Below are 22,568 nucleotides of genomic sequence, written 5' to 3'. Positions count from 1 at the left end.
GTACGGGCGCCGCGTCGACGCCGATACGGGAACCGTACACGCAACGGCCGGGGCCGATCGACGGATATTACGTCCGCCGACCGGCCCCGATCGCGTGCTGTGCAGGTCAGCCGCGCGGCTTCTCGCGCATCTCGTACGTCGCGATGACGTCGTCGACCTTGATGTCGTTGAAGTTTCCGAGGTTGATACCGCCCTCGAAGCCTTCGCGGATCTCGGTGACGTCGTCCTTGAAGCGACGCAGACCCTCGATGTTGAGGTTCTCCGCGACCACCTTGCCGTCGCGGATGAGGCGCGCCTTGGTGTTGCGCTTGACCTCGCCGGAGCGGATGAGAACACCCGCGATGTTGCCCAGCTTGGACGACTTGAAGACCTCGCGGATCTCCGCCGTGCCGAGCTCGACCTCTTCGTACTCCGGCTTGAGCATGCCCTTGAGGGCCGCCTCGATCTCCTCGATCGCCTGGTAGATGACCGAGTAGTACCGGACGTCCACGCCCTCGCGCTCGGCCATCTGCTGCGCACGCCCTGCGGCGCGCACGTTGAAGCCGATCACGATGGCGTCCGAGCCCATCGCCAGGTCGATGTCCGACTCCGTGACCGCACCGACACCGCGGTGCAGGACGCGGATGTCGACCTCTTCGCCGACGTCCAGCTGGAGCAGGGAGGACTCGAGCGCCTCGACGGAACCAGAAGCGTCACCCTTGATGATGAGGTTGAGCTGCTGGACCTCGCCGGCCTTGAGCACCTTGTCCAGGTCCTCGAGGGAGACGCGGCGCGTGCGCTTGGCGAAGGCCGCGTTGCGCTCGCGGGCGGCACGCTTCTCGGCGATCTGACGGGCCGTACGGTCCTCGTCGACCACCAGGAAGTTGTCGCCGGCGCCCGGGACGTTGGTCAGACCCAGCACCTGGACCGGCGTGGACGGACCCGCCTCGGCGACGTTGTTGCCGTTGTCGTCGAGCATGGCGCGGACACGGCCGTAGGCGTCGCCCACGACCATCGTGTCGCCGACCCGCAGGGTGCCTCGCTGGACGAGGACCGTCGCCACGGCACCGCGGCCGCGGTCGAGACGGGACTCGATCGAGATGCCCTGCGCGTCCTGGTTCGGGTTGGCCCGCAGGTCGAGCGAGGCGTCCGCGGTCAGGACGACCGCTTCCAGCAGGGAGTCGATGTGCAGACCCTGCTTGGCGGAGATGTCGACGAACATGGTGTCGCCGCCGTACTCCTCGGCCACCAGGCCGTACTCGGTCAGCTGACCGCGCACCTTGGTCGGGTCGGCGCCCTCGACGTCGATCTTGTTGACCGCGACGACGATCGGGACCTCGGCCGCCTTGGCGTGGTTGAGCGCCTCGACCGTCTGCGGCATGACGCCGTCGTTGGCCGCGACGACCAGGATCGCGATGTCCGTCGACCGGGCACCACGGGCACGCATGGCGGTGAACGCCTCGTGACCCGGGGTGTCGATGAAGGTGATCGCACGGTCCTCGTCGTTGACCTGGGTCGAGACCTGGTAGGCACCGATGTGCTGGGTGATGCCGCCGGCCTCGCCCGCGATGACGTTCGTCTTGCGGATGGCGTCGAGGAGTCGGGTCTTACCGTGGTCGACGTGACCCATGACGGTCACGACCGGCGGACGGACGACCAGGTCCTCGTCGTCGCCCTCGTCCTCACCGAACTCGATGTCGAAGGACTCGAGCAGCTCGCGGTCCTCCTCCTCGGGGCTGACGATCTGAACCTCGTAGTTCATCTCGCCCGCGAGGAGCTGCAGCGTCTCGTCGGAGACGGACTGCGTGGCCGTGACCATCTCGCCGAGGTTCATCATGACCGCGACGAGCGACGCCGGGTTGGCGTTGATCTTCTCCGCGAAGTCGGTGAGGGAGGCACCGCGCGACAGGCGAATGGTCTCGCCGTTGCCGCGAGGCAGCATCACACCGCCGACCGACGGGGCCTGCATGGCCTCGTACTCCTGGCGCCTCTGCCGCTTCGACTTGCGACCGCGACGCGCGGGACCGCCGGGACGGCCGAAGGCGCCCTGCGTGCCACCACGACCGCCCGGACCACCGGGACGACCGCCGAAGCCGGGACGACCGCCGCCGCCACCGCCGGGACCACCGGGACGGCCGGCGAAGCCGCCGCCACCGCCACCGGGACCACCCGGACGGCCGGCGAAGCCGCCGCCACCGGGACCGGCCGGACGACCGGCGAAGCCGCCGCCACCCGGACGACCGCCGCCGCCACCGGGACGACCGCCGCCACCGGGACCGCGGCCGCCGGGGCCGCCGCCGGGACGCGGGCCGGCAGCCGGACGCTGCGGCATCATGCCGGGGTTGGGACGCGGGCCGCCGGGGCCGCCGCCGGGACGGGGACCGCCCTGCGGACGGGGCATGCCGCCCGGGGTGGGACGGGCGCCGCCCGGAGCCTGCGGACGGGGACCGCCCGCCGCGCCCTGGGGACGGGGACCGCCCTGGCCCTGACCCTGCGGACGCGGGGCGCCGCCGGGAGCGCCACCGGGGCCACCAGGACCGCCGGGACGCGGGGCACCGCCCGGACGGGGCGCCTGGGGGCGCGCCATGCCGGTGGAGCCACCAGAGGTGAACGGGTTGTTGCCCGGACGGGGACCGGCCGGACGAGCACCGGGACGTGCGCCCTGGCCGCCCGGACGCGGAGCGCCGGGACGGTCGCCGCGGTCACCACGGCCCTGGCCGCCACCCTGACCGGGAGCACCGGCCGGACGCGGAGCGCCCGGACGCGGGGCCTGGCCGGCCGGACGCGGAGCACCCGGACGCGGGCCGGAGCCCTGTCCCTGGCCCTGCGGGGCCGGGGCGGCGGGAGCCGACGGCGGTGCCGTGAACTCGGGCGTGGTCGGAGCCGGGGACGCCGGGGCGGGCCGCGGCGCGGGCTTCGGGCCCGGAGTGGGACGGGGGCCGGGAGCGGCCGGGGCGGCGGGAGCCGCGGGCCTCTCGGCGGCGGCCGGCTTGGGAGCCGGCGGGCGCGGGGCGGCCGGACGGGCAGCCTGCGCCGGGGAGGGGGCTGCCGGCCTGGCCGGGGCAGCCTTGCGTGCGGGGGCGGGCTTGCCGCCTCCGTTGCCCTGCTGGAGGGCGTCCGTCAGTTTGCGGACGACGGGCGCTTCGATGGTCGAAGACGCCGAACGGACGAATTCACCGAGTTCCTGGAGCTTGGCCATGACGACCTTGCTCTCCACACCGAACTCCTTGGCGAGTTCGTATACCCGGACCTTAGCCACTTCGCTCCTTTTAGGTCCGGGTTGCGTCCGGACCGTCGCTACTTCATGGGCGTACTCATCGCGTGCTCATCGAGTGCTCATCGCAATCTCGACCTACTTCCAACTCGCGGGGTACCTGGGCCGCACGGGGGTTCCGCGCGACGCTTCTTACGGTGTTGCCTGCTCAGCAACTGTCTGTCTGCTCGACGTACTGGCGCAACGCCTTTGTGTCGAGCGTTCCCGGGGCGCGCAACGCCCGCGTGAACGCCCGGCGGCGTACCGCCTGGTCGAGACAGACCAGGGCGGGGTGGATGTACGCACCCCGGCCGGGCAGCGTACCGCGAGGATCAGGGACGCATGCGTCCTCGATCACCACGATGCGCAGCAGATCGGTCTTGGCCGCTCGCTGCCTGCATCCCACACAGGTGCGTTCAGGGCATGCTCGGGCGGGCGTCCGGCCAGACACTCTTAAGTCTACCTCCCCGTACCGACCTCACCCCTTGGGGGCAGCGATCGAACGGTTGTTGTCGTGATCTAAGCCACCTGCGGCTTGGATCTATTCCCCTGCGCTGTTCCGCAGCGCTACTCGGCGGCCTGCTCGGTGTCCGGACGGATGTCGATCCGCCATCCCGTGAGCCGGGCCGCGAGCCGGGCGTTCTGCCCTTCCTTGCCGATGGCGAGGGAGAGCTGGTAGTCGGGGACGGTCACGCGCGCGGAGCGGGCGGCCATGTCCACGACCTCGACCTTGGAGACGCGGGCCGGCGAGAGGGCGTTGGCCACCATCTCCGCCGGGTCGTCCGACCAGTCGACGATGTCGATCTTCTCACCGTTCAGCTCGCCCATGACATTGCGCACACGGCCGCCCATGGGGCCGATGCAGGCGCCCTTGGCGTTCAGGCCCGAACGGGTGGACCGTACGGCGATCTTGGTGCGGTGACCGGCCTCGCGGGCGATCGCGGCGATCTCGACGGAACCGTCGGCGATCTCCGGCACCTCCAGGGCGAAGAGCTTCTTCACCAGATTGGGGTGCGTGCGGGAGAGGGTGACGGACGGACCGCGCACACCCCTCGCCACGCGTACGACGTACGACCGCAGCCGCATGCCGTGCGGATAGGTCTCGCCGGGCACCTGCTCCTGCACCGGCAGGATGGCCTCCAGCTTGCCGATGTCCACCAGCACGTTCTTCGGGTCGCGGCCCTGCTGGACCACGCCCATGACGATGTCGCCCTCGCGCCCCGCGTACTCGCCGAGCGTCGCGTCGTCCTCGGCGTCGCGCAGCCGCTGCAGGATGACCTGCTTGGCGGTGGTGGCGGCGATACGGCCGAAGTCGGACGGGGTGTCGTCGAACTCCCGGGGCTCCTGGCCCTCTTCGAGCTCCTCGGGGTCCTCCTTCGCCCACACGACCACGTGTCCGGAGTCCCGGTCGAGCTTCACGCGCGCGTGGCGGTGGCTTCCCTCGGTGCGGTGGTAGGCGATGAGGAGGGCCGACTCGATCGCCTCGACCAACAGGTCGAAGGAGATCTCCTTCTCCCGTACCAAGCCCCGCAGGGCACTCATGTCGATGTCCACGGCTACGCCTCCTCTTCGTTCTTGTCCTTGCGGCTGAACTCGACCTGCACGCGTGCCTTGTCGAACTCGGAGAAGGCGAGCCGGCGGGCGGTGGCCTTGCGGCCCTTCACACCGGGCACCTCCAGGTCCAGGCCCTCGTCGTCGACCTTCAGGATCCGGGCGACCAGTTCCCCGCCCTCGGTGAGCTGGAACTTCACCAGGCGGTCCACGGCACGCTCGTAGTGCCGGTGTTCCTTGAGGAGGCGTTCTGCGCCCGGGGTGCCGACCTCGAGGGTGTACTCCCCTGCGCCCATCGCGTCGGTCTCGTCGAGCTTCGCCGAGAGCGCGCGGCTCACATCGGCGATCTGGTCCAGGTCGGCCCCGGTGTCGGAGTCGACGACCACGCGCAGCACCCGCTTTCGTCCTACGGAGTCCACTGCGATCTCTTCGAGATCCAGGCCCTGGGCGGTGACGAGCGGTTCCAGGAGCTCTCGCAGCCTCTCGCTCTGGGTGGTGCTCATCCGGGTGACTCCTCGGCCGCGTGTGCTGTTGTGGGTAGGTCGCGTGTCTGGTCAAAGGGTATCCGCTCGCGGAGGGTGTTGCTTCCAGGTGACCGCGGATGCGCGGGTACCGTGATCGCCGGCGGGCCCGACCTCCCGCCCGTGTGTTCGTACGAGCTTCCTGAGGACGTCTGCCGTGCCGTACCCGCCTCCGTCGCGCGTCCCCCCGGGGCCGCGGAGAAGATCCCTGCTCGCCTCGGTCGCCGGGGGCGCCCTCCTCGTGGGGTGCTCCGACGGGTCCGGAAGCGTCGAGGACGGAACCGCCGGAAGTCCGTCCGTCGTCGAGCGGGTCCGCGTGGGCGCGGCCCGGGACAGCCGGGGGATCGTCGAGCGCTACGACGCCGTCCTGGCCGCCCATCCGGCGCTCGCGGAGCGGGTGGGGCCGTTGCGCGCGGAGGCGGTGCGGCACGCGGAGGCGTTCGGGGAGTCGGTCACGGCGGGCTCCGCTGCGAGTCCGTCGGGCAGCGCCTCGCCCGCGCCATCACCGTCGCCGTCGGTCGTCGTGCCCGCGACCGAGACGGACGCCCTCGCCCAGCTCGCCGCCGCCGAGCGCGAGCTCGCCGACCGGCGGGCCAGGACCCTGCTGGAGGTGCCGGGCGAGCTGGCCCGGCTGCTGGCCTCGGTGGCGGCGGCCGGCGCGGCGCACGCCTATCTGCTGACGGAGCGTGCCCGATGAGCGAGAAGCAGGAGCTGGCGGCCCTCCAGAAGGCGCTGGCCGCCGAGCACGCCGCCGTCTACGGCTACGGCGTCGTCGGCGGCCGGATCGACGAGGGCCGGCGCGCGGAGGCCAGGGCCGCCTATGACGCCCACCGGGCCCGCCGGGACGCCCTCGTGCGTGCGGTGCGCAGCCTGGGCGGGACGCCGGTGGCCGCCGCGGCGGCGTACGCGCTGCCCTTCCCGGTGCCGGACCCGGCCGCGGCGGTACGGCTCGCCGCCGGCCTGGAGGACCGGGTGGCCGGGGTGTACTCCGACGTGGTGCGGGCAACCGGGGGCGGGTGGCGGAGCAGGGCCGCCGAGGCGCTGCGGGAGGCCGCGGTGCGGGCCGTGCGCTGGCGCGGCGAGAGCGTAGCCTTCCCTGGGCTCGCCGAGCGGGCGGACACGGGGTCGTCCCCGTCCCCGACCTCGGTCTCCTCGGCGGCTCCCCCGGCGTAACGCGGTACTGGAAGGGAACGACTCGCGCATGGCTTTCGAACCACCGCAGCGGCTGGTGCGGGCGCTCGGCGAGAGCGGACCGGACGCCGACGACTGGGTGGACGAGTTGCCCGGGACCGCCGGACAGGCCGTCGCGCTGCGCGAGTTGACCGTGGAGCGGGTCCAGGTGCCCGGCGGCCGCAGCAGCCTCGTCGTGCTCGTGCGGCGGCCCGACGGGACACCGGCCGTGCTCAAGCTGGCCCCGCCCCGGGCCCGTCCGGAGAGCGAGCGGGCGGCTCTCGCGCACTGGGACGGGCGGGGGGCCGTACAGCTCCTGGAGCCCTTCGTCACGGAGGGGGCGCTGCTGCTCGAACGGCTGCATCCCGATGTCTCCGTGCGGTCGCTGCCGGAGGCGAAGGCGTTGCTGGAGGCGGCCGGGACCCTGCGGCGGCTGTGGGTGGAGCCTCCCGGCGACGACAACGCCCATGTCTTCGAGACGGTGGCCGAGCGGACCGGACGGCAGGCGGCGGCCATGCGGAGCGCCTCCGCGGAGGTGGCGGGGCTGGTGAGCGCGGCTCTGGACGCGCGCGAGTCGTTGCTGGCCGCGCCGCCGGAGGAGCGGCTGCTGCACGGCACGTTCCGGCAGAGCAAGGTGCTGGCGGGCACCCGGGCCCCCTGGCTGGCCGTGGGTCCCGACCCCGTGGTCGGCGAGTGCGCGTTCGATCTCGCCCGGCTGGTGCGGGACCGCGTGGAGGACCTGATCGCCTCGCCCTCGGGGGCGGCGACCACCCGGCGGCGCGTGAAGCGGCTCGCGGAGTCGCTGGAGGTGGACCAGGAGCGGCTGCGCGGGTGGACGCTGTTCCGGGCCGTGGAGTCCGGGGTGCGGGCGCTGCGGGTCGGGCGGCCCCGGGACGCCGAGCTGCTGCTGGAGTTCGCCGGGTGGCTGTGAGGCGGCGCCCGATCACGCCGCCCCACCCTGTGCCGGTTTTCCCCTAGGCGGTCAGGCGGGCGATCGCCTCGTCCACCGTCAGCTCCTCGCGCTCACCGGTGCGGCGGTCCTTGAGCTCCAGGACCCCCTCGGCGGAACGGCGGCCCGCGACCAGGATCTTCGGTACGCCGATGAGCTCGGAGTCCGTGAACTTCACGCCCGGGGAGACACCGGCGCGGTCGTCGACGAGGACCCTCAGGCCCGCCTCGCGCAGCTTCTCGGAGACGTCGAGGGCCAGTTCGATCTGGAGGGCCTTGCCGGCGGCGACGACGTGCACGTCGGCCGGGGCGACCTCGGCGGGCCAGCACAGGCCCTTGTCGTCGGCGGTCTGCTCGGCGAGGGCGGCGACCGCGCGGGAGACGCCGATGCCGTAGGAGCCCATGGTCACGCGGACCGGCTTGCCGTTCTGGCCGAGGACGTCGAGCTTGAGGGCGTCGGCGTACTTGCGGCCGAGCTGGAAGATGTGGCCGATCTCGATGGCGCGGTCCAGCTTGAGGCCGGTGCCGCACTTCGGGCACGGGTCGCCCTCCTGGACGACCACGACGTCGACGTACTCGTCGACCTCGAAGTCACGGCCGGCGACGACGTTCTTCGCGTGCGTGGCGTCCTTGTTGGCGCCGGTGATCCAGGCCGTGCCGGGCGCCACCCGCGGGTCGGCGATGTACTTGAGCTTCTCCTGCCGGCCCTGCGGACCGAAGTAGCCGCGGACGAGGTCGGGGCGGCCGGTGAAGTCCTCCGCCGTCACCAGCTCCACGGTGGCCGGCGCGAAGTGCGCCTCGACCTTGTCCAGGTCGACCTCGCGGTCGCCGGGGACGCCGACGGCCACGATCTCGCCGTCGACCTTCACGAGAAGATTCTTGAGGGTGGCGGAGGCCTCGACGCCGAGGTGGGCGGCGAGGGTCTCGATGGTGGGGGTGTCCGGGGTGGGGATCTCTTCGAGGGCGGGCACGGCGGAGCCGTCCACCGGCTTCAACTCGTAGGTGATCGCCTCGGTGTTGGCCGCGAAGTCGCAGTTCGGGCAGTCGGCGAAGGTGTCCTCGCCGGCCTCGGCCGGGGCCAGGAACTCCTCCGACTTGGAGCCGCCCATCGCACCGGCGGTCGCGGCGCAGATGCGGTAGTCGAGGCCGAGGCGCTCGAAGACCTTCTGGTAGGCCTGGCGGTGCAGGGCGTAGGACTGGGCCAGTCCCTCGTCCTCGGTGTCGAAGGAGTAGGAGTCCTTCATGAGGAACTCGCGGCCGCGCAGGATGCCGGCCCGCGGGCGGGCCTCGTCACGGTACTTGTGCTGGATCTGGTAGAGGATGACCGGCAGGTCCTTGTAGGAGGACGCCTGGTCCTTCACCAGCAGGGTGAAGATCTCCTCGTGGGTCGGGCCGAGGAGGTAGTCGCCGCCCTTGCGGTCCTGGAGCCGGAACAGCTCGGCGCCGTACTCGTCCCAGCGGCCCGTCGCCTCGTAGGGCTCGCGCGGCAGCAGGGCGGGGAGCAGCACCTCCTGGGCGCCGATCGCGTCCATCTCCTCGCGGACGATCCGCTCGACGTTGGCCAGCACCTTCTTGCCCAGCGGCAGCCAGGACCAGATGCCGGCGGCGGTCCGGCGGACGTACCCGGCGCGCACGAGCAGCTTGTGGCTGAGGACCTCGGCGTCCGCCGGGTCGTCGCGCAGCGTCTTCGCCATCAACTGGGACATGCGCTGGACCGGTGCGTTGGCCATGATTCTCGTACTCCTGCCGGGAAAGGGTGATGGCTAGGAGGTTAGCCGGGCGCGCGGTGGGGGCGGAAATCCGGTGTCAGCGGCGCCGCAACGGCAGCGGGGCGCCCATCACGGCGTACGGCTTCGGGGCGCTCGGGAAGAGGACCTGGCGGGCGAGGTCCTGGTAGCCGAGCGAGTGGTAGAGGCCGCGGGCCGGGCTGTCGGTGTCGATCGCGGAGAGGATCGAGCGGGGCTCGGTGGCGCTGTCGGTGATGGCGGTGATCAGGGTGCGTCCGATGCCGCGGTTCTGGTGGTGCGGGTGGACGTGCAGCTCGGTGATGACGAAGGAGTCGTCGAGCCAGATGTCGTTGTGCCGGGCGCGGAGGTAGGGCTCCACGACGGTGGACCACCAGTGGGTACGGTCGTTGGGCATGCCGTAGACGAATCCCACGAGCTCGCCCTCGACCGTGGCGCCGAGTGCTCTGGCGCCCGGGTAGGACATGTGGCGCAGGACGATCTGGCGGCGGACCGCCACCTCGTCGGCGCCGAGACCGAAGGCGACGGCCTGGACCGCGAGGGCCTCGTCCACGTGGGCGGACAGGTCCAGGGGGCCGATGACGAGGTCCATGCGGGGAGCGTACAGGCAGGCGGCCGCGGACTTCAGAACAGGACGCTCATGAACGCGCCCACCTCCTGGAAGCCCACCCTCGTGTACGTCCTTCTCGCCGCCGTGTTGAAGTCGTTGACGTACAGGCTGACCACCGGGGCGACGTCCGCGAGGGCGTAGCGCAGCACCGCGGCCATGCCGGGCGCGGCCACCCCCCTGCCCCGGTACTCGGGGGCCACCCACACGCCCTGGATCTGGCAGGCCCGGTCCGTCGCGGCGCCGATCTCCGCCTTGAAGACGACCTTGCCGTGTTCGTCGAGGCGGGCGAAGGAGCGGCCGGCGCCGACCAGTTCGGCGACGCGCGCCTGGTAGAGGAGGCCGCCGTCACCGGCCAGCGGGGAGACGCCCACCTCCTCGGTGAACATCGCCACGCAGGCCGGCATGATCGTCTCCATCTCGTCCTTGCGGACGCGGCGGACGTACGGATCCGGGGCGATGTCGGCGGGCATGCGGTCGGTGACCATGAGGGGCTGGTGGGCGCGGACGTCCCGGGCCGGGCCCCAGCTGGGTTCGAGCAGCCGCCACAGCTGTGCGGTGGGTTCGGCGGGGCCGACGATGGAGGAGCAGCGGCGGCCGGCCCTGCGCGCCCGGTCGGCGAAGGCGCGGACGGCTCGGGGGGTCGCGCAGATCGGGACGAGGTTGGCGCCGGCGTAGCAGAGGGACGTCAGCATGCCGTCCTCGTACCAGCCCCACATCTCGCCGCCGAGCCGCCACGGGTCGAGGCCGGCGACCTGCACCCTCGACGTCACGAAGGCGTTCGCGACCGGCTCGCGGTCCAGGACGGCGAGCGCGGCGTCCAGGTCGCTCGGTTCGAGGACCCGGGAGGTCGTCTGGGTCAACACGGGCGGGGCCTCACACTGGGGTCTGCTGATCTCCGCACTGTACCTGCGGAAGCTGAGCCGTGCCGAGCCGCGTCAGGGTGCCGTTTCCCTTCCGGTGACCGTAGACCCACCGTGCCGTCCCTGGGGGCTGCGCCCCCAGACCCCCATCGGCCTGAACGGCCTCGTCCTCAAACGCCGGACGGGCTGAGTGGACTGAACCGGCGTTGAGGAGCCCCGGCCCCGAAAGGGGCCGTCAGCCCGCCACCGACACCGACGGCTCGCCCGACTCCACACCCGCGTCCTGCATCTGCTCGGCCAGCTTCATGGCCTCCTCGATGAGGGTCTCCACGATCTTGGACTCGGGGACGGTCTTGATGACCTCGCCCTTGACGAAGATCTGGCCCTTGCCGTTGCCGGAGGCGACGCCGAGGTCGGCCTCGCGGGCCTCACCGGGGCCGTTCACCACGCAGCCCATGACGGCGACGCGCAGCGGGACGTCCATACCGGTCAGGCCCGCCGTGACCTCCTCGGCCAGCTTGTAGACGTCGACCTGGGCACGGCCGCAGGACGGGCAGGAGACGATCTCCAGGCCGCGCTGCTTGAGGTTCAGGGACTCCAGGATCTGGTTGCCGACCTTGACCTCCTCGACCGGCGGAGCGCTCAACGACACCCGGATGGTGTCGCCGATGCCCTGGGAGAGGAGGGCGCCGAAGGCGACGGCCGACTTGATGGTGCCCTGGAACGCCGGGCCCGCCTCCGTCACACCGAGGTGCAGGGGGTAGTCGCACTGCGCGGCCAGCTGCTTGTACGCCTCGATCATGACGACCGGGTCGTTGTGCTTCACCGAGATCTTGATGTCCCGGAAGTCGTGCTCCTCGAAGAGGGACGCCTCCCACAGGGCCGACTCGACGAGCGCCTCGGGCGTCGCCTTGCCGTACTTCTGGAGCAGACGGCGGTCCAGGGAGCCCGCGTTGACCCCGATGCGGATCGGCGTGCCGTGGTCGCGCGCGGCCTTCGCGATCTCCTTGACCTTGTCGTCGAACTGCTTGATGTTGCCCGGGTTGACGCGGACGGCCGCACAGCCGGCCTCGATGGCCGCGAACACGTACTTGGGCTGGAAGTGGATGTCCGCGATCACCGGGATCTGCGACTTGCGGGCGATGGTCGCGAGCGCGTCCGCGTCGTCCTGCGTGGGACAGGCCACACGCACGATCTGGCAGCCGGACGCGGTGAGCTCGGCGATCTGCTGGAGGGTGGCGCCGATGTCGGACGTGCGGGTCGTCGTCATCGACTGGACCGAGACCGGGGCGTCGCCGCCGACCGCGACGGTGCCCACCTGGATCTGCCGGCTCTTGCGGCGCTCGGCAACCCTGGTCGGAACGGACGGCATGCCGAGAGAAATCGCAGTCATCTGCTGTGCAACCCCAAGTCGTGGATCAAGGTCCAGGTCCCGTCAGCGGCGGGCTCCAGGCTTCGAGATTACGGCACCGACCGGCCCACGAGCACATCGCGGCCGTCAAACCCACCCAATGGAGAACGGCCCGGCACGCAATGCGCCGGGCCGCCTCGAACGCCGTATGGCTAGGAGATTCTCACCGGGTTAACCGCGCGGTCACCCAGCGAAATACCCGACTGCGTCCCAGCGATCCGACCCGAGCAGATGGACAGTGCCGGAGCGGTTGCGTGGCTCAGTACAGGAGTGCCTTACCCCTCCTCGCTGAGGATCTCCACGATCTCCGCCCACACGCCGTCCGCCAGCCAGGTTCGCTGCCGCAGCCGGACCTTCCCAGCGGCGCCGAAGCGCTCTGGAAGATCACGCCACAGGATCCCCGTGCGCAGACGATGGAGCATCCCCGTGAGCGCAGCCCGCAGATCGAGCGGCGAACGGAAGTGGTGTGGCCGGTACCTGGAGCGGAGCAGCCCGTCGACGCGGGCCCACGAACTGTCTGTGGGATCGGCAGGAACAGGCACCCCTGTGCGCTCGTGCCACTGGGCGGCCGAGCACTTCGTCCCCTCGCGGTACCGGAACTCGGCGTCCACGATGTCGACGCGCACCTGGAGCTGCCCGATCAGGCTTCGCTGCTCCGAAGGCAGCAATGCCTGACTGTCCGGTGCGGCTGCCCCGAGGACATCCGTGAGCCGGACATCCCTGAGGACTCGGGCCTCAAGCTCCGCCCGCCAGTCCCGCGCGTGGGCGAGGACTCGCTCCAACGCTCTCTGGTCAGCATCAAGCTGCCGCAGCGCAGCTGCAACGACACGACTGTTCTGGGCCTGGCACCGCAATCCTTCCAGTTCTTCCGCGCACTGCGCCGCAAGCCGCTCCAGGAACCTCACTCGCTCGGCATGCAGGTCCAGTCGCCTCTGCGTCTCGGAGGCGGCGGGAAGCATCGGCCGAGCATGGGGTGGCATGGATGCAAGCAGAGCATTGACGTGCTGTGCCACCTGTGGCTCGACATGATCAGCCCGCAGAAAGACACAGCCGCAGGACACGGTTGCCTGCCATCCCGAACAGCGGTACGTCCGCACTGCGTCGTCGCTGCGGAAGCACCCGACATAGGGCCGTCCGCACGGCCCGTGGATTCGCCCGGTGAGTGGATACTCCCCCAGGGGAATCCTGCGCGGTCGGGCCAGCTCGGCCAGTTCTTGCTGAAGGGCACGGGTCCGGTCAGCCGAGAGGATCGGAGGCAGCGGGATCACCACACTCTCGCCGTACAGGGGCCTTCCGGAACCATCGAGCCTGGTGCAATGGCCACCCCATTGCTTGTCGGAGCGGCGAAAGACGACTGCTCCGAGAAACGCCGCGCTCTTCAGCCGGCGATGGAGATTCGTCGGCGTCCAGCGCTTTCCGCTGCGGGTGAGAATCCCTCGCCGGTTCAATTCCCCGGCAATGTCCGTGACAGTGCGACCGCCCTCGATCACCAGATCGGCCACAAGCCTGACCACAGCCGCCTCCGCTGGATCGACTGCGAGAGTCGAGCCAAAAACGCCCTTCCCGCTGATCCTGTATCCGTAGGGAGCCGGACCACCTGGCCAACCGCCATCGACTGCCTTCAGCTGCCGACCTGCCTGTGTTCGCGCGACAATGCGCAGGTAGTCGGTTTCCACACTTCGCGCGAGCCGGTCGATCGTGAGCCATCTGTCGAGGCCCGGTTCTCCCAGAACCTCGTTGCAGCACTCGACCTCTGCGCCGGCATCCTGGATCTGCCAGATGCAACGCCAGATGGCGGCTTCGGTCCGGCCCAGACGGTCAAGGCTATGCACAACAACGACGTCGGCTCGACCTGCGGAGATCTCCCTGAGCAGCTGATCGAGCCCAGGCCTGGAATCCGTCGAGCCTGATTCGCCGGCGTCTTCCCAGGAACCTGCGAGTCGCCACGTCGCCCGCTTCTCCAGGAACACCTCAATGGCGTCGGCCTGAGCCGGAATCCCGTACTTGCCTCTCTGTTCCGCTGTTGATACCCGCATGTACGCGGCGACGGCGATCGGCTTGGAGTCGCTGCTCTTGTCTTCTGCGCACGGCACAGTACCTTGCTGCATGTCAGTCCCTTCCAGACTGGCCAGACCCCAGGGTGTTGGCGCACCGCTGGGGTCACCCATGAACAGCAACAAACGTACGAAGCCCGCGCATACGTCGTATCGACAAGCCTCGCCTTTCACTCGTCCGAGGTAGACGAGCGAAAGGCGCAACCTCTCACACGTGACAGAAAATGACCGATTCTCAGCTGATCCGGACCGGATTAACGACATCCGCGATCAAAACGAGGACGGTAAAGCAAATGAAGATCCCCGCCACCACATAAGCCACCGGCATCAGCTTCGCCACGTCGAACGGGCCCGGGTCCGGGCGCTTGAGGATCCTGGCCAGGTTGCGGCGCAGGGACTCCCACAGGGCTCCGGCGATGTGGCCGCCGTCCAGGGGGAGCAGCGGGAGCATGTTGAAGAGGAACAGGGAGAGGTTGAAGCCCGCGACCAGCATCAACGCCATGGCGAGTTGCTGGGTGGGCGGGATGTCCAGGGTGAAGATCTCGCCGCCGACCCGTGCCGCGCCGACCACGCCCATCGGGGAGTCCGGCTCACGCGGGGCGTCGCCGAAGGCCGCGTTCCACAGGGCCGGGATCTTGCCGGGGAGGGCGGCGAGGGAGTCGACGGCCTCGCCTACGCGGTCGCCCATCCAGACCACGGAGTCGCCGAAGTCCTGCTTGACGATGCCGGTGGCGGCGCTGAAGCCGAGGAAGCCGGCGGTGACGTACTCGCCCTGGACGTACTGGCCGCTGGAGTCCTTCTTGGCGACCTGGTTGCTGGCGATCTTCGCCGTCAGGGTGAGGTCCTTGCCGTCGCGCTCGACGACGATCGGGACGGTCTTGTCGGGGTTGGCGCGGATGAGGTCGGAGAGCTTGTTCCAGTCGTCCGTGCGCACGCCGTCGAAGGCGACGATCTTGTCGCCCGCCTTGAGGCCGGCGGCCGCGGCCGGTGATGCGGGATCGGATGCCTTGCAGGTCTCGCGGTTCTGGCTCTGCGCGATCACGCACTTGGAGACCGAGCTGACCGTGTTGGTCTGCTGGGAGATGCCGAAGCCCATGAGGACCGTGAGGAACAGGGCGACCGCGAGGATGAGGTTCGCGAAGGGGCCCGCGAACATCACGATGACGCGCTTCCAGGGCTTGCGGGTGTAGAAGAGGCGCTTCTCGTCGCCGGGCTGGAGCTCCTCGAAGGCGGCCGAGCGGGCGTCCTCGATCATGCCGCGCCAGGGCGAGGTGGAGCGTGCGCTTATCCGGCCGTCGTCGCCGGGCGGGAACATGCCGATCATACGGATGTAGCCGCCGAAGGGGACGGCCTTGATGCCGTACTCCGTCTCGCCCTTCTTCCGCGACCAGACGGTCGGGCCGAAGCCGACCATGTACTGCGGTACGCGGATGCCGAAGAGCTTGGCGAAGGACAGGTGCCCCAGCTCGTGCCACGCGATCGACACCAGGAGGCCGAAGGCGAAGAGCCCTATGCCGAGGAAGAACATCAGGGTCGTCATGCACGGGCCTCCGCCGTCTGTGCCGTCAGTTCCCGGGCCCGGGCCCGCGCCCAGGTCTCCGCTTCGAGGACGTCCGCGACGGTGAGCGAGGTTCCCCCGCGCGGGGTGCCGTGCTCGTCCACCACCCGGGTCACGGTCTCCATGATCCCGTTGAACGGCAGTGCGCCGGCCCGGAAGGCCTCGACGCACTCCTCGTTGGCGGCATTGAACACCGCCGGGGCCGTGCCCGCGAGCTCTCCCACGTGTCGTGCGAGGTTCACCGAGGGGAAGGCGTCGTTGTCGAGGGGGAAGAACTCCCACGTCGACGCCTTGCTCCAGTCGAAGGCGGGCGCCGCGTCGGGGACGCGCTCGGGCCAGCCGAGACCGATGGCGATCGGCCCGCGCATGTCGGGGGGCGTCGCCTGGGCGATCGTGGATCCGTCCGTGAACTCAACCATCGAGTGGACATACGACTGGGGATGCACGACCACCTCAATGCGGTCGAAGGGAATGTCGTAGAGGAGGTGTGCCTCGATCACCTCCAGGCCCTTGTTGACGAGGGTCGCGGAGTTGATCGTGATGACCGGGCCCATGGCCCAGGTGGGGTGGGCGAGGGCGTCCTCGACGGTGACGTGCGCGAGTTCTTCCTTGGTACGGCCGCGGAAGGGGCCTCCGGACGCCGTGACGACCAGCTTGCGCACATCCGCGCGCGTCCCGGAGGCCAGGGACTGGAAGAGGGCCGCGTGCTCGGAGTCGACCGGGATGATCTGGCCGGGCTTGGCGAGGGCCTTCACCAGCGGGCCGCCCACGATGAGCGACTCCTTGTTGGCGAGCGCGAGGGTGCGGCCCGCCTCCAGGGCGGCGAGGGTGGGGGCGAGTCCGATGGAGCCGGTGATGCCGTTGAGGACGGTGTGCGCGTCGGAGGCGGCGGCCTGTGTGGCCGCGTCCGGTCCGGCGAGGATCTCGGGGAGCGGCTCGCCCGCGCCGTACAGACCGGTGAGCGCCTCGCGCAGCTGCGGTACGACGTCCTCGCGGGCGACCGCGACGGTCCGCACCTTCAGCCGGTGCGCCTGCTCGGCGAGGAGCGCCACGCGCCCGCCGTTGGCGGAGAGCGCGGTCACCCGGAACCGGTCGGGGTTGCGCAGCACGAGGTCGATGGCCTGGGTGCCGATCGAGCCGGTGGAACCGAGGATCACCACGTCCTTGGGGCCGTCGCCCGCTACGGGGTCGTAGACCAGGTGCGGGTCGGCGAGAGGGGCTGGACTGTCGCTCATCCCTCCATTGTGGCCGTAAGGGCGGCGTAGGAGGACAGCGCGTCCCCCTCCCGGGGGGCGCGCTGTCGTGCGGGGTCAGCGGACGGGGCGGTGGACGTTCTCCTTCTCGGAGGGGCCGGGGGTCGCGTCCGCGATCCAGGCGCCCTCGCCCGAGGGATCGACGATGCCGTCCTCCAGCCAGGCGTAGGTGCCGGACAGGACGCCCTTGACGACCTTGCGGTCCTGGTCGTCGGTGTTGTTCCACAGGCGGCCGAAGAGTTCCTCGACGCGCAGTCGGGACTGGTGGCAGAAGGCGTCGGCGAGCTGGTAGGCCTCGCGGCCGTGGGCCTCGGTGGTGTACAGGAGTTCGGCGCGTACGCAGGCCGCGCTCATCGCGAAGAGCTCGGCGCCGATGTCGACGATCCGGCCGAGGAAGCCCTGTTTGCTCTCCATGCGGCCCTGCCAGCGGGACATGGCGTAGAAGGTGGAGCGGGCGAGTTTGCGGGCCGTGCGCTCGACGTAGCGCAGGTGCGGCGAGAGGTCGACCTCGCGCTTGAACTCGCTGTAGGAGTTGGGCAGTTGGCCCGGTCCCGCGACGAGCTTGGGGAGCCACTTGGCGTAGAAGACGCCCGCGTTCGCGCCCGCCTTCGCCTTGTCGCCGAGGGATTTCTCCGGGTCGATGAGGTCGCCGGCGACGGACAGGTGGGCGTCGACGGCCTCGCGGGCGATCAGCAGGTGCATGATCTCCGTCGAGCCCTCGAAGATGCGGTTGATGCGCAGGTCGCGCAGGACCTGTTCGGCGGGGACGGCCTTCTCGCCGCGGGCCCTGAGGGAGTCGGCGGTCTCGAAGCCGCGGCCGCCGCGGATCTGCACGAGTTCGTCGGCGACGAGCCAGGCCATCTCGGAGGCGTAGAGCTTGGCGAGGGCGCCCTCGATGCGGATGTCGTTGCGGTTCTCGTCGGCCATCTGGGAGGACAGGTCCAGGACGGCCTCCAGGGCGAAGGTGGTGGCCGCGATGAAGGAGATCTTGGAGCCGACGGCCTCGTGGTGGGCGATGGGCTTGCCCCACTGCTCCCGGGCCGCGGACCATTCGCGGGCGATCTTCAGGCACCACTTGCCGGCGGCGACGCAGGAGGCGGGGAGCGAGAGGCGGCCGGTGTTGAGGGTGGTGAGGGCGATCTTCAGGCCCTGGCCCTCCTTGCCGATGAGGTTCGCGGCGGGGACCCGGACCTGGTGGAAGCGGGTGACGCCGTTCTCGATGCCGCGCAGGCCCATGAAGGCGTTGCGGTTCTCGACGGTGATGCCGGGCGAGTCCGTCTCGACGACGAAGGCGGTGATGCCGCCCTTGTGACCTTCGGTCTTCGGGACGCGGGCCATGACGACGAGGAGGTCGGCGACCACGCCGTTGGTGGTCCAGAGTTTCACTCCGTCGAGGACGTAGTCGTCCCCGTCGGGCACGGCCGTGGTGGCGAGGCGTGCCGGGTCGGAGCCGACGTCGGGTTCGGTGAGGAGGAAGGCGCTGATGTCGGTGCGGGCGCACCGGGGCAGGAACTTCTCCTTCTGCTCCTGGGTGCCGAACAACTTGAGCGGCTGCGGTACGCCGATCGACTGATGGGCGGAGAGCAGCACGCCGATCGCGGGGCTCGCGGAGCCGACGAGGGCGAGTGCCTTGTTGTAGTACACCTGGGTGAGGCCGAGGCCGCCGTACTTGGTGTCGATCTTCATGCCGAAGGCGCCGAGTTCCTTGAGGCCGGCCACGACGTCGTCGGGGATGCGGGCCTCGCGTTCGATGAGGGCGCCGTCGACCTTGGTCTCGCAGAAGTCGCGGAGCCTGGCCAGGAACTCCTCGCCGCGCCGGGCGTCCTCCTCGGGGGGCATCGGGTGGGGGTGGATGAGGTCGAGCCGGAACCGGCCGAGGAACAGTTCCTTGGCGAAGCTGGGCTTGCGCCAGTCCTGCTCACGGGCGGCCTCCGCCACCTCGCGGGCCTCGCGCTCGGTGACGACGGGCTTGGTGGACGGTGCGGACATCAGGCTCACCTCGTCGTGAATCGGGATCTTGGGGGCCGTATGGTTACCGACGGGTGCTACCCGATCGTATGTACCTGATCCGGGGCGAGGTCACCACCCCTCGCGCGGCCGTTCAGCCGATGTCGACGCAATCCCTTCCGGACCGGCCCGGGTGCACGGCGGTGCCCGACCCCGCCGACGACCGGCCGCGCGCCGGGTTGTCGGGCGGCTGCGGGTGCGTTGTGGCTGGTCGCGCGGTTCCCCGCGCCCCTTGGGAGGTGCAGCCGCCGATGCCCCGAAGGGTCCCCACCGAGCCGGACGGGCCGCCGCGGGCGAACAGGGGCCCGGAATGGAGGTACGGTGCCCATCCCGGGGAGCCTGGCCCCGAGTGACTGTCGAAGCGCTTCGACAACCTATGGACACCCACTCCCGGGGGAGCTACTGTCGAACCACCCCCACCCGCACCTGTTCGTCCTGCGCACTGTCGAAGCGCTTCACACATCTTGGAGAGCTGGATGGTCACCCTCGCCGAGGTCGCCCAGCACGCCGGAGTCTCGGCGAGCACGGTGAGCTATGTCCTCAGTGGCAAGCGGTCCATCTCGACGAGCACCCGGCAGCGGGTCGAGGAGAGCATCCGCGAACTCGGCTACCACCCGAACGCGGGCGCCCGTGCCCTCGCCAGCAGCAGGTCGAACATCATCGCGCTGATGATCCCGCTCCGCACCGACATGTACGTGCCGGTGATGATGGAGATCGCCATCGCGGTGGCCACCACCGCCCGGACCCACGGGTACGACGTCCTGCTGCTCACCGGCGAGGAGGGTCCCGACGCCGTACGCCGGGTCACCGGCAGCGGACTCGCCGACGCGATGATCCTGATGGACGTCGAACTCGACGACGAGCGGCTGCCGTTGCTGCGCGGCACCGACCAGCCGTCCGTGCTCATCGGCCTCCCCGCCGACACCTCGGGACTGACCTGCGTCGACCTCGACTTCCGGGCCACCGGAGCCCTGTGCGTAGAGCACCTCGCGAAGCTCGGTCACCGCGACATCGCTGTCATCGGCGAGGCCCCCGCGGTCTACGAACGGCACACCGGTTTCGCCGAGCGCACCCTGGACGGACTCCGTTCGCGGGCCCAGGAGTTGGGCGTCCGGCTGCTGCACCGGCCGTGCGACGGAGGGTACGACGCGATGGCCGTGACCCTCGCCCGCATCCTCGACGAACGCCCGTCCACCACGGGCTTCGTCGTGCAGAACGAACAGGCCGTGGAGCCGCTGCTCGCGCTGCTGCGCCAGCAGGGCCGGGCCGTCCCCGAGGACGTCTCGGTGGTCGCGATCTGCCCCGAACAGGTCGCCGTCCAGGCCTCGGTGCGGCTGACGTCGGTCGCCATCCCCGCCCAGGAGATGGGCCGGCACGCCCTGGAGCGTCTCGTCGCCAAGCTGGAGGGCCGCGGTGAGGACGAAGTCGTCCTGATCGAGCCCGAGTTGACGGTCCGGGCGAGCACGGGCCCGGCACCCTCGGCGTCCTGACGCCTCCCTTACCGGACACCACGCACCCCGGACACACACCCCGCGTTCCGTTCCTGTGCGGCACGCCCCTGTCTGCATTCCTCCAGGAGCACTCCTCGTGAATCAGCCTGCCGAAATACAGCCCAAGGTCAGTCTCGCGCAGTCGTCCCCCACCGTCGGCACGTTCCGGGAGCGGGACGGCGCGCTGGAGTGGAGCGGGCGCCAGGAGACCGTACGCGTCGAACCGTGGGGCCCGGACGCGGTGCGGGTGCGGGCCCGGCTCGGCGGGCCGGTCCTGGAGGGGCTGCCCGGTGCTCTGCTCGACGAGCCTCCCGCCACCGAGAGCACGGTCAAGATCGGTGACGGGGAAGCCCGGTTGACGGTGGGCGCGCTGACCGTCCACGTCGACGCCGAGGGACAGCTCCGCTTCCTGCGCACCGAGGACTCGGCCGAGCTCCTCGCGGAGGCCCGCGCCCACTTCTGGTGGCCCGGCTCGCGCCTGTACACCGCCGTCGGCAACGGCCACCACCGTCTGGAGCAGCGCTTCGCCGCCTACGACGACGAGAAGCTGTACGGCCTCGGCCAGCACCAGCACGGCAAGCTGGACCAGAAGGGCCTGGTCCTCGACCTGATCCAGCGCAACGCCGAGGTCGGCATCCCGGTCCTGGCCTCCAGCCGCGGCTACACCCTGCTGTGGAACAACCCGGCGATCGGCCGGGTGGAGCTCGCCCACAACGGCACCCGCTGGGTGGCCGACTCGGCCCGCCAGATCGACTACTGGATCACCGCGGGCGACCTGGCGGACGGGCAGCGCCGCTACAGCGCGGTGACGGGCCGTACGCCGATGCTGCCGGAGTGGGCGGCCGGCTTCTGGCAGTGCAAGCTGCGCTACCGCACCCAGGACGAACTCCTGGCCGTGGCACGGGAGTACAAGCGGCGCGGGCTGCCGATCTCCGCGATCGTCTGCGACTTCTTCCACTGGACGCACCTCGGTGAGTGGAGGTTCGACCCGGCCGAGTGGCCCGACCCGGCGGCGATGGTCCGCGAACTGGAGGAGCTGGGCATCAAGTTGGTGGTCAGCGTCTGGCCGTCGGTGTCACCGCTCAGCGAGAACCACTCCCTGATGGAGCAGCGCGGCTACTTCATCGGCACCCAGTACGGTCCGATGGCGCACGCCGACTGGCCGGACAAGGGGGTCGCCTCGACCGTCCAGGTCGCCTTCTACGACGCGACGAACCCGGAGGCCCGGGAGTTCATGTGGTCGCGCGTGAAGGAGAACTACCTGGAGCCGTACGGCATCACCGCCTTCTGGCTGGACGCCTGCGAGCCGGAGCTCAAGCCGGGCTTCCAGGAGAACCTGCGCTACTGGGCGGGCCCCGGCCTGGAGGTCGGCAACATGTACCCGGCCGAGAACTCCCGCACCTTCCACGAAGGGCTGAGCGCCGCCGGGGAGGAGGTCATCACGCTCAACCGCTCGGCCTGGGCGGGCAGTCAGCGCTACGGGGCCGCGCTGTGGTCCGGTGACATCGGCACCGACTTCGCCACCCTGCGCACGCAGATCGCGGCCGGCCTCAACACCGCGATGTCCGGCATCCCGTGGTGGAACACCGACATCGGCGGCTTCCACGGCGGCGACCCGGACGACCCGGCGTACCGCGAGGTGATGGTCCGCTGGTTCCAGTTCGGCGCCCTGTCCCCGCTGATGCGGCTGCACGGCTTCCGCGACCCGGGCATGCCGCTGGGCCCGGACATGACCGGCGGCCCCAACGAGGTGTGGTCGTACGGCGAGGAGGCCGGCGCGATCCTGGAGAAGTACCTGCGGCTGCGGGAGCGGTTGCGGCCGTACGTGCTGCGGGTGATGCGCGAGGCGCACGAGGAGGGGCTGACGCCGATGCGGCCGCTGTTCCTGGAGTTCCCGCGGGATCCGGCGGCCTGGGGGGTCGACGACGCGTATCTGTTCGGGGCGGATGTGCTGGTCGCCCCGGTGCTCACGGCCGGGGCCACAGCCCGGACGACCTACCTTCCGGCGGGTTCGTCGTGGACGGACGCGTGGACGGAGGAGACATACGACGGTGGGACCACGGTGACCGTCGACGCCCCGCTGGACCGGATTCCGCTGTTCCTGCGGGATGGGGCGCGGTTGCCGATTCAGGATGTGCCGCGGTAGGTCGTTCGTCGA

17 protein-coding genes are annotated in these 22,568 nt (G+C 70.6%); 5 read left to right on the top strand and 12 right to left on the bottom strand.

From position 1 onward, the window contains the following. Nucleotides 1–106 precede the first annotated feature (106 nt). From infB to rimP, 4 genes are all read right to left on the bottom strand, one after another. Nucleotides 107–3,238 carry a translation initiation factor IF-2 gene (gene infB, locus M2163_RS34510; RefSeq protein ID WP_280895912.1) on the bottom strand — a complete coding sequence of 1,044 codons (3,132 nt, stop codon included), beginning with the start codon at nucleotides 3,236–3,238 and terminating at the stop codon, nucleotides 107–109. Between the two features lie 163 nt (nucleotides 3,239–3,401). Next, nucleotides 3,402–3,683, bottom strand: coding sequence for a YlxR family protein (locus M2163_RS34505; protein ID WP_280895911.1), 282 nt, complete (start codon nucleotides 3,681–3,683; stop codon nucleotides 3,402–3,404). A 116-nt stretch (nucleotides 3,684–3,799) separates the two neighbouring features. Next, complete coding sequence (gene nusA / locus M2163_RS34500; RefSeq protein WP_125193731.1) at nucleotides 3,800–4,786, bottom strand: transcription termination factor NusA; 987 nt, start codon at nucleotides 4,784–4,786, stop codon at nucleotides 3,800–3,802. 2 nt (nucleotides 4,787–4,788) lie between these two features. Further along, a complete protein-coding gene (gene rimP / locus M2163_RS34495; protein WP_280849013.1) occupies nucleotides 4,789–5,286 on the bottom strand; it encodes a ribosome maturation factor RimP in 498 nt (165 codons plus the stop codon). Nucleotides 5,287–5,461: 175 nt separating this feature from the next. Here rimP and M2163_RS34490 point away from each other — a divergent pair, with 175 nt between their 5' ends. The 3 genes from M2163_RS34490 to M2163_RS34480 are packed head-to-tail and all read left to right on the top strand — an operon-like array spanning nucleotide 5,462 to nucleotide 7,405. Then, nucleotides 5,462–6,001, top strand: a complete 540-nt coding sequence (locus M2163_RS34490) for a hypothetical protein (RefSeq protein WP_280895910.1) — start codon at nucleotides 5,462–5,464, stop codon at nucleotides 5,999–6,001. After that, entirely contained in the window at nucleotides 5,998–6,477 is a 480-nt protein-coding gene (locus M2163_RS34485) for a ferritin-like domain-containing protein (RefSeq protein WP_280895909.1), read from the top strand. Before M2163_RS34490 ends, M2163_RS34485 begins: the two co-directional genes overlap by 4 nt. 28 nt (nucleotides 6,478–6,505) lie before the next feature. Next, nucleotides 6,506–7,405 (top strand): aminoglycoside phosphotransferase family protein, encoded by a 900-nt coding sequence (locus M2163_RS34480; protein ID WP_280849017.1) that lies wholly within the window; start codon nucleotides 6,506–6,508, stop codon nucleotides 7,403–7,405. 43 nt (nucleotides 7,406–7,448) lie between these two features. Here the strand turns inward: M2163_RS34480 and M2163_RS34475 are convergent, their stop codons facing one another. The 8 genes from M2163_RS34475 to M2163_RS34440 form a co-directional block, all read right to left on the bottom strand. Further along, nucleotides 7,449–9,152 carry a proline--tRNA ligase gene (locus M2163_RS34475; protein WP_280895908.1) on the bottom strand — a complete coding sequence of 568 codons (1,704 nt, stop codon included), beginning with the start codon at nucleotides 9,150–9,152 and terminating at the stop codon, nucleotides 7,449–7,451. Nucleotides 9,153–9,228: 76 nt separating this feature from the next. After that, a complete protein-coding gene (locus M2163_RS34470; protein ID WP_280895907.1) occupies nucleotides 9,229–9,759 on the bottom strand; it encodes a GNAT family N-acetyltransferase in 531 nt (176 codons plus the stop codon). Between the two features lie 32 nt (nucleotides 9,760–9,791). Beyond that, the gene (locus M2163_RS34465; protein WP_280849020.1) at nucleotides 9,792–10,640 is read right to left on the bottom strand and encodes a GNAT family N-acetyltransferase; all 849 of its coding nucleotides are present in this window, start codon (nucleotides 10,638–10,640) and stop codon (nucleotides 9,792–9,794) included. A 232-nt stretch (nucleotides 10,641–10,872) separates the two neighbouring features. Beyond that, nucleotides 10,873–12,030 carry a flavodoxin-dependent (E)-4-hydroxy-3-methylbut-2-enyl-diphosphate synthase gene (gene ispG, locus M2163_RS34460; protein ID WP_280849021.1) on the bottom strand — a complete coding sequence of 386 codons (1,158 nt, stop codon included), beginning with the start codon at nucleotides 12,028–12,030 and terminating at the stop codon, nucleotides 10,873–10,875. Between the two features lie 293 nt (nucleotides 12,031–12,323). Beyond that, the gene (locus M2163_RS34455) at nucleotides 12,324–14,156 is read right to left on the bottom strand and encodes a recombinase family protein (protein ID WP_280895906.1); all 1,833 of its coding nucleotides are present in this window, start codon (nucleotides 14,154–14,156) and stop codon (nucleotides 12,324–12,326) included. 181 nt (nucleotides 14,157–14,337) lie between these two features. Continuing rightward, nucleotides 14,338–15,630 carry a site-2 protease family protein gene (locus M2163_RS34450; protein WP_280897359.1) on the bottom strand — a complete coding sequence of 431 codons (1,293 nt, stop codon included), beginning with the start codon at nucleotides 15,628–15,630 and terminating at the stop codon, nucleotides 14,338–14,340. Between the two features lie 8 nt (nucleotides 15,631–15,638). Further along, nucleotides 15,639–16,895 carry a 1-deoxy-D-xylulose-5-phosphate reductoisomerase gene (gene dxr, locus M2163_RS34445; protein ID WP_280849023.1) on the bottom strand — a complete coding sequence of 419 codons (1,257 nt, stop codon included), beginning with the start codon at nucleotides 16,893–16,895 and terminating at the stop codon, nucleotides 15,639–15,641. Nucleotides 16,896–16,970: 75 nt separating this feature from the next. Then, a complete protein-coding gene (locus tag M2163_RS34440) occupies nucleotides 16,971–18,902 on the bottom strand; it encodes an acyl-CoA dehydrogenase family protein (RefSeq protein ID WP_280849024.1) in 1,932 nt (643 codons plus the stop codon). Between the two features lie 494 nt (nucleotides 18,903–19,396). Between M2163_RS34440 and M2163_RS34435 the strand changes: the two genes are divergently transcribed. Together M2163_RS34435 and M2163_RS34430 are read left to right on the top strand one after the other, a co-directional pair. Next, nucleotides 19,397–20,410 (top strand): LacI family DNA-binding transcriptional regulator, encoded by a 1,014-nt coding sequence (locus M2163_RS34435; RefSeq protein WP_280849025.1) that lies wholly within the window; start codon nucleotides 19,397–19,399, stop codon nucleotides 20,408–20,410. A 97-nt stretch (nucleotides 20,411–20,507) separates the two neighbouring features. After that, nucleotides 20,508–22,556, top strand: coding sequence for a TIM-barrel domain-containing protein (locus M2163_RS34430; RefSeq protein ID WP_280849026.1), 2,049 nt, complete (start codon nucleotides 20,508–20,510; stop codon nucleotides 22,554–22,556). Nucleotides 22,557–22,568 lie beyond the last annotated feature (12 nt).

It is taken from the genome of Streptomyces sp. SAI-135, assembly GCF_029893805.1.
Lineage (GTDB): Bacteria > Actinomycetota > Actinomycetes > Streptomycetales > Streptomycetaceae > Streptomyces.
Note: the sequence above shows the minus strand (reverse complement) of the source record. Positions and strands in the feature narration are given on the sequence as shown.

Excerpts from the sequence above, each read along its gene's own strand:
- M2163_RS34470 (WP_280895907.1), bottom strand. The coding sequence starts at position 9,759 with ATGGACCTCGTCATCGGCCCCCTGGACCTGTCCGCCCACGTGGACGAG.
- M2163_RS34455 (WP_280895906.1), bottom strand. The coding sequence starts at position 14,156 with ATGCAGCAAGGTACTGTGCCGTGCGCAGAAGACAAGAGCAGCGACTCC.
- M2163_RS34440 (WP_280849024.1), bottom strand. The coding sequence starts at position 18,902 with ATGTCCGCACCGTCCACCAAGCCCGTCGTCACCGAGCGCGAGGCCCGC.
- M2163_RS34475 (WP_280895908.1), bottom strand. The coding sequence starts at position 9,152 with ATGGCCAACGCACCGGTCCAGCGCATGTCCCAGTTGATGGCGAAGACG.
- dxr (WP_280849023.1), bottom strand. The coding sequence starts at position 16,895 with ATGAGCGACAGTCCAGCCCCTCTCGCCGACCCGCACCTGGTCTACGAC.
- M2163_RS34485 (WP_280895909.1), top strand. The coding sequence starts at position 5,998 with ATGAGCGAGAAGCAGGAGCTGGCGGCCCTCCAGAAGGCGCTGGCCGCC.
- M2163_RS34480 (WP_280849017.1), top strand. The coding sequence starts at position 6,506 with ATGGCTTTCGAACCACCGCAGCGGCTGGTGCGGGCGCTCGGCGAGAGC.
- M2163_RS34450 (WP_280897359.1), bottom strand. The coding sequence starts at position 15,630 with ATGTTCTTCCTCGGCATAGGGCTCTTCGCCTTCGGCCTCCTGGTGTCG.
- ispG (WP_280849021.1), bottom strand. The coding sequence starts at position 12,030 with ATGACTGCGATTTCTCTCGGCATGCCGTCCGTTCCGACCAGGGTTGCC.
- M2163_RS34435 (WP_280849025.1), top strand. The coding sequence starts at position 19,397 with ATGGTCACCCTCGCCGAGGTCGCCCAGCACGCCGGAGTCTCGGCGAGC.
- rimP (WP_280849013.1), bottom strand. The coding sequence starts at position 5,286 with ATGAGCACCACCCAGAGCGAGAGGCTGCGAGAGCTCCTGGAACCGCTC.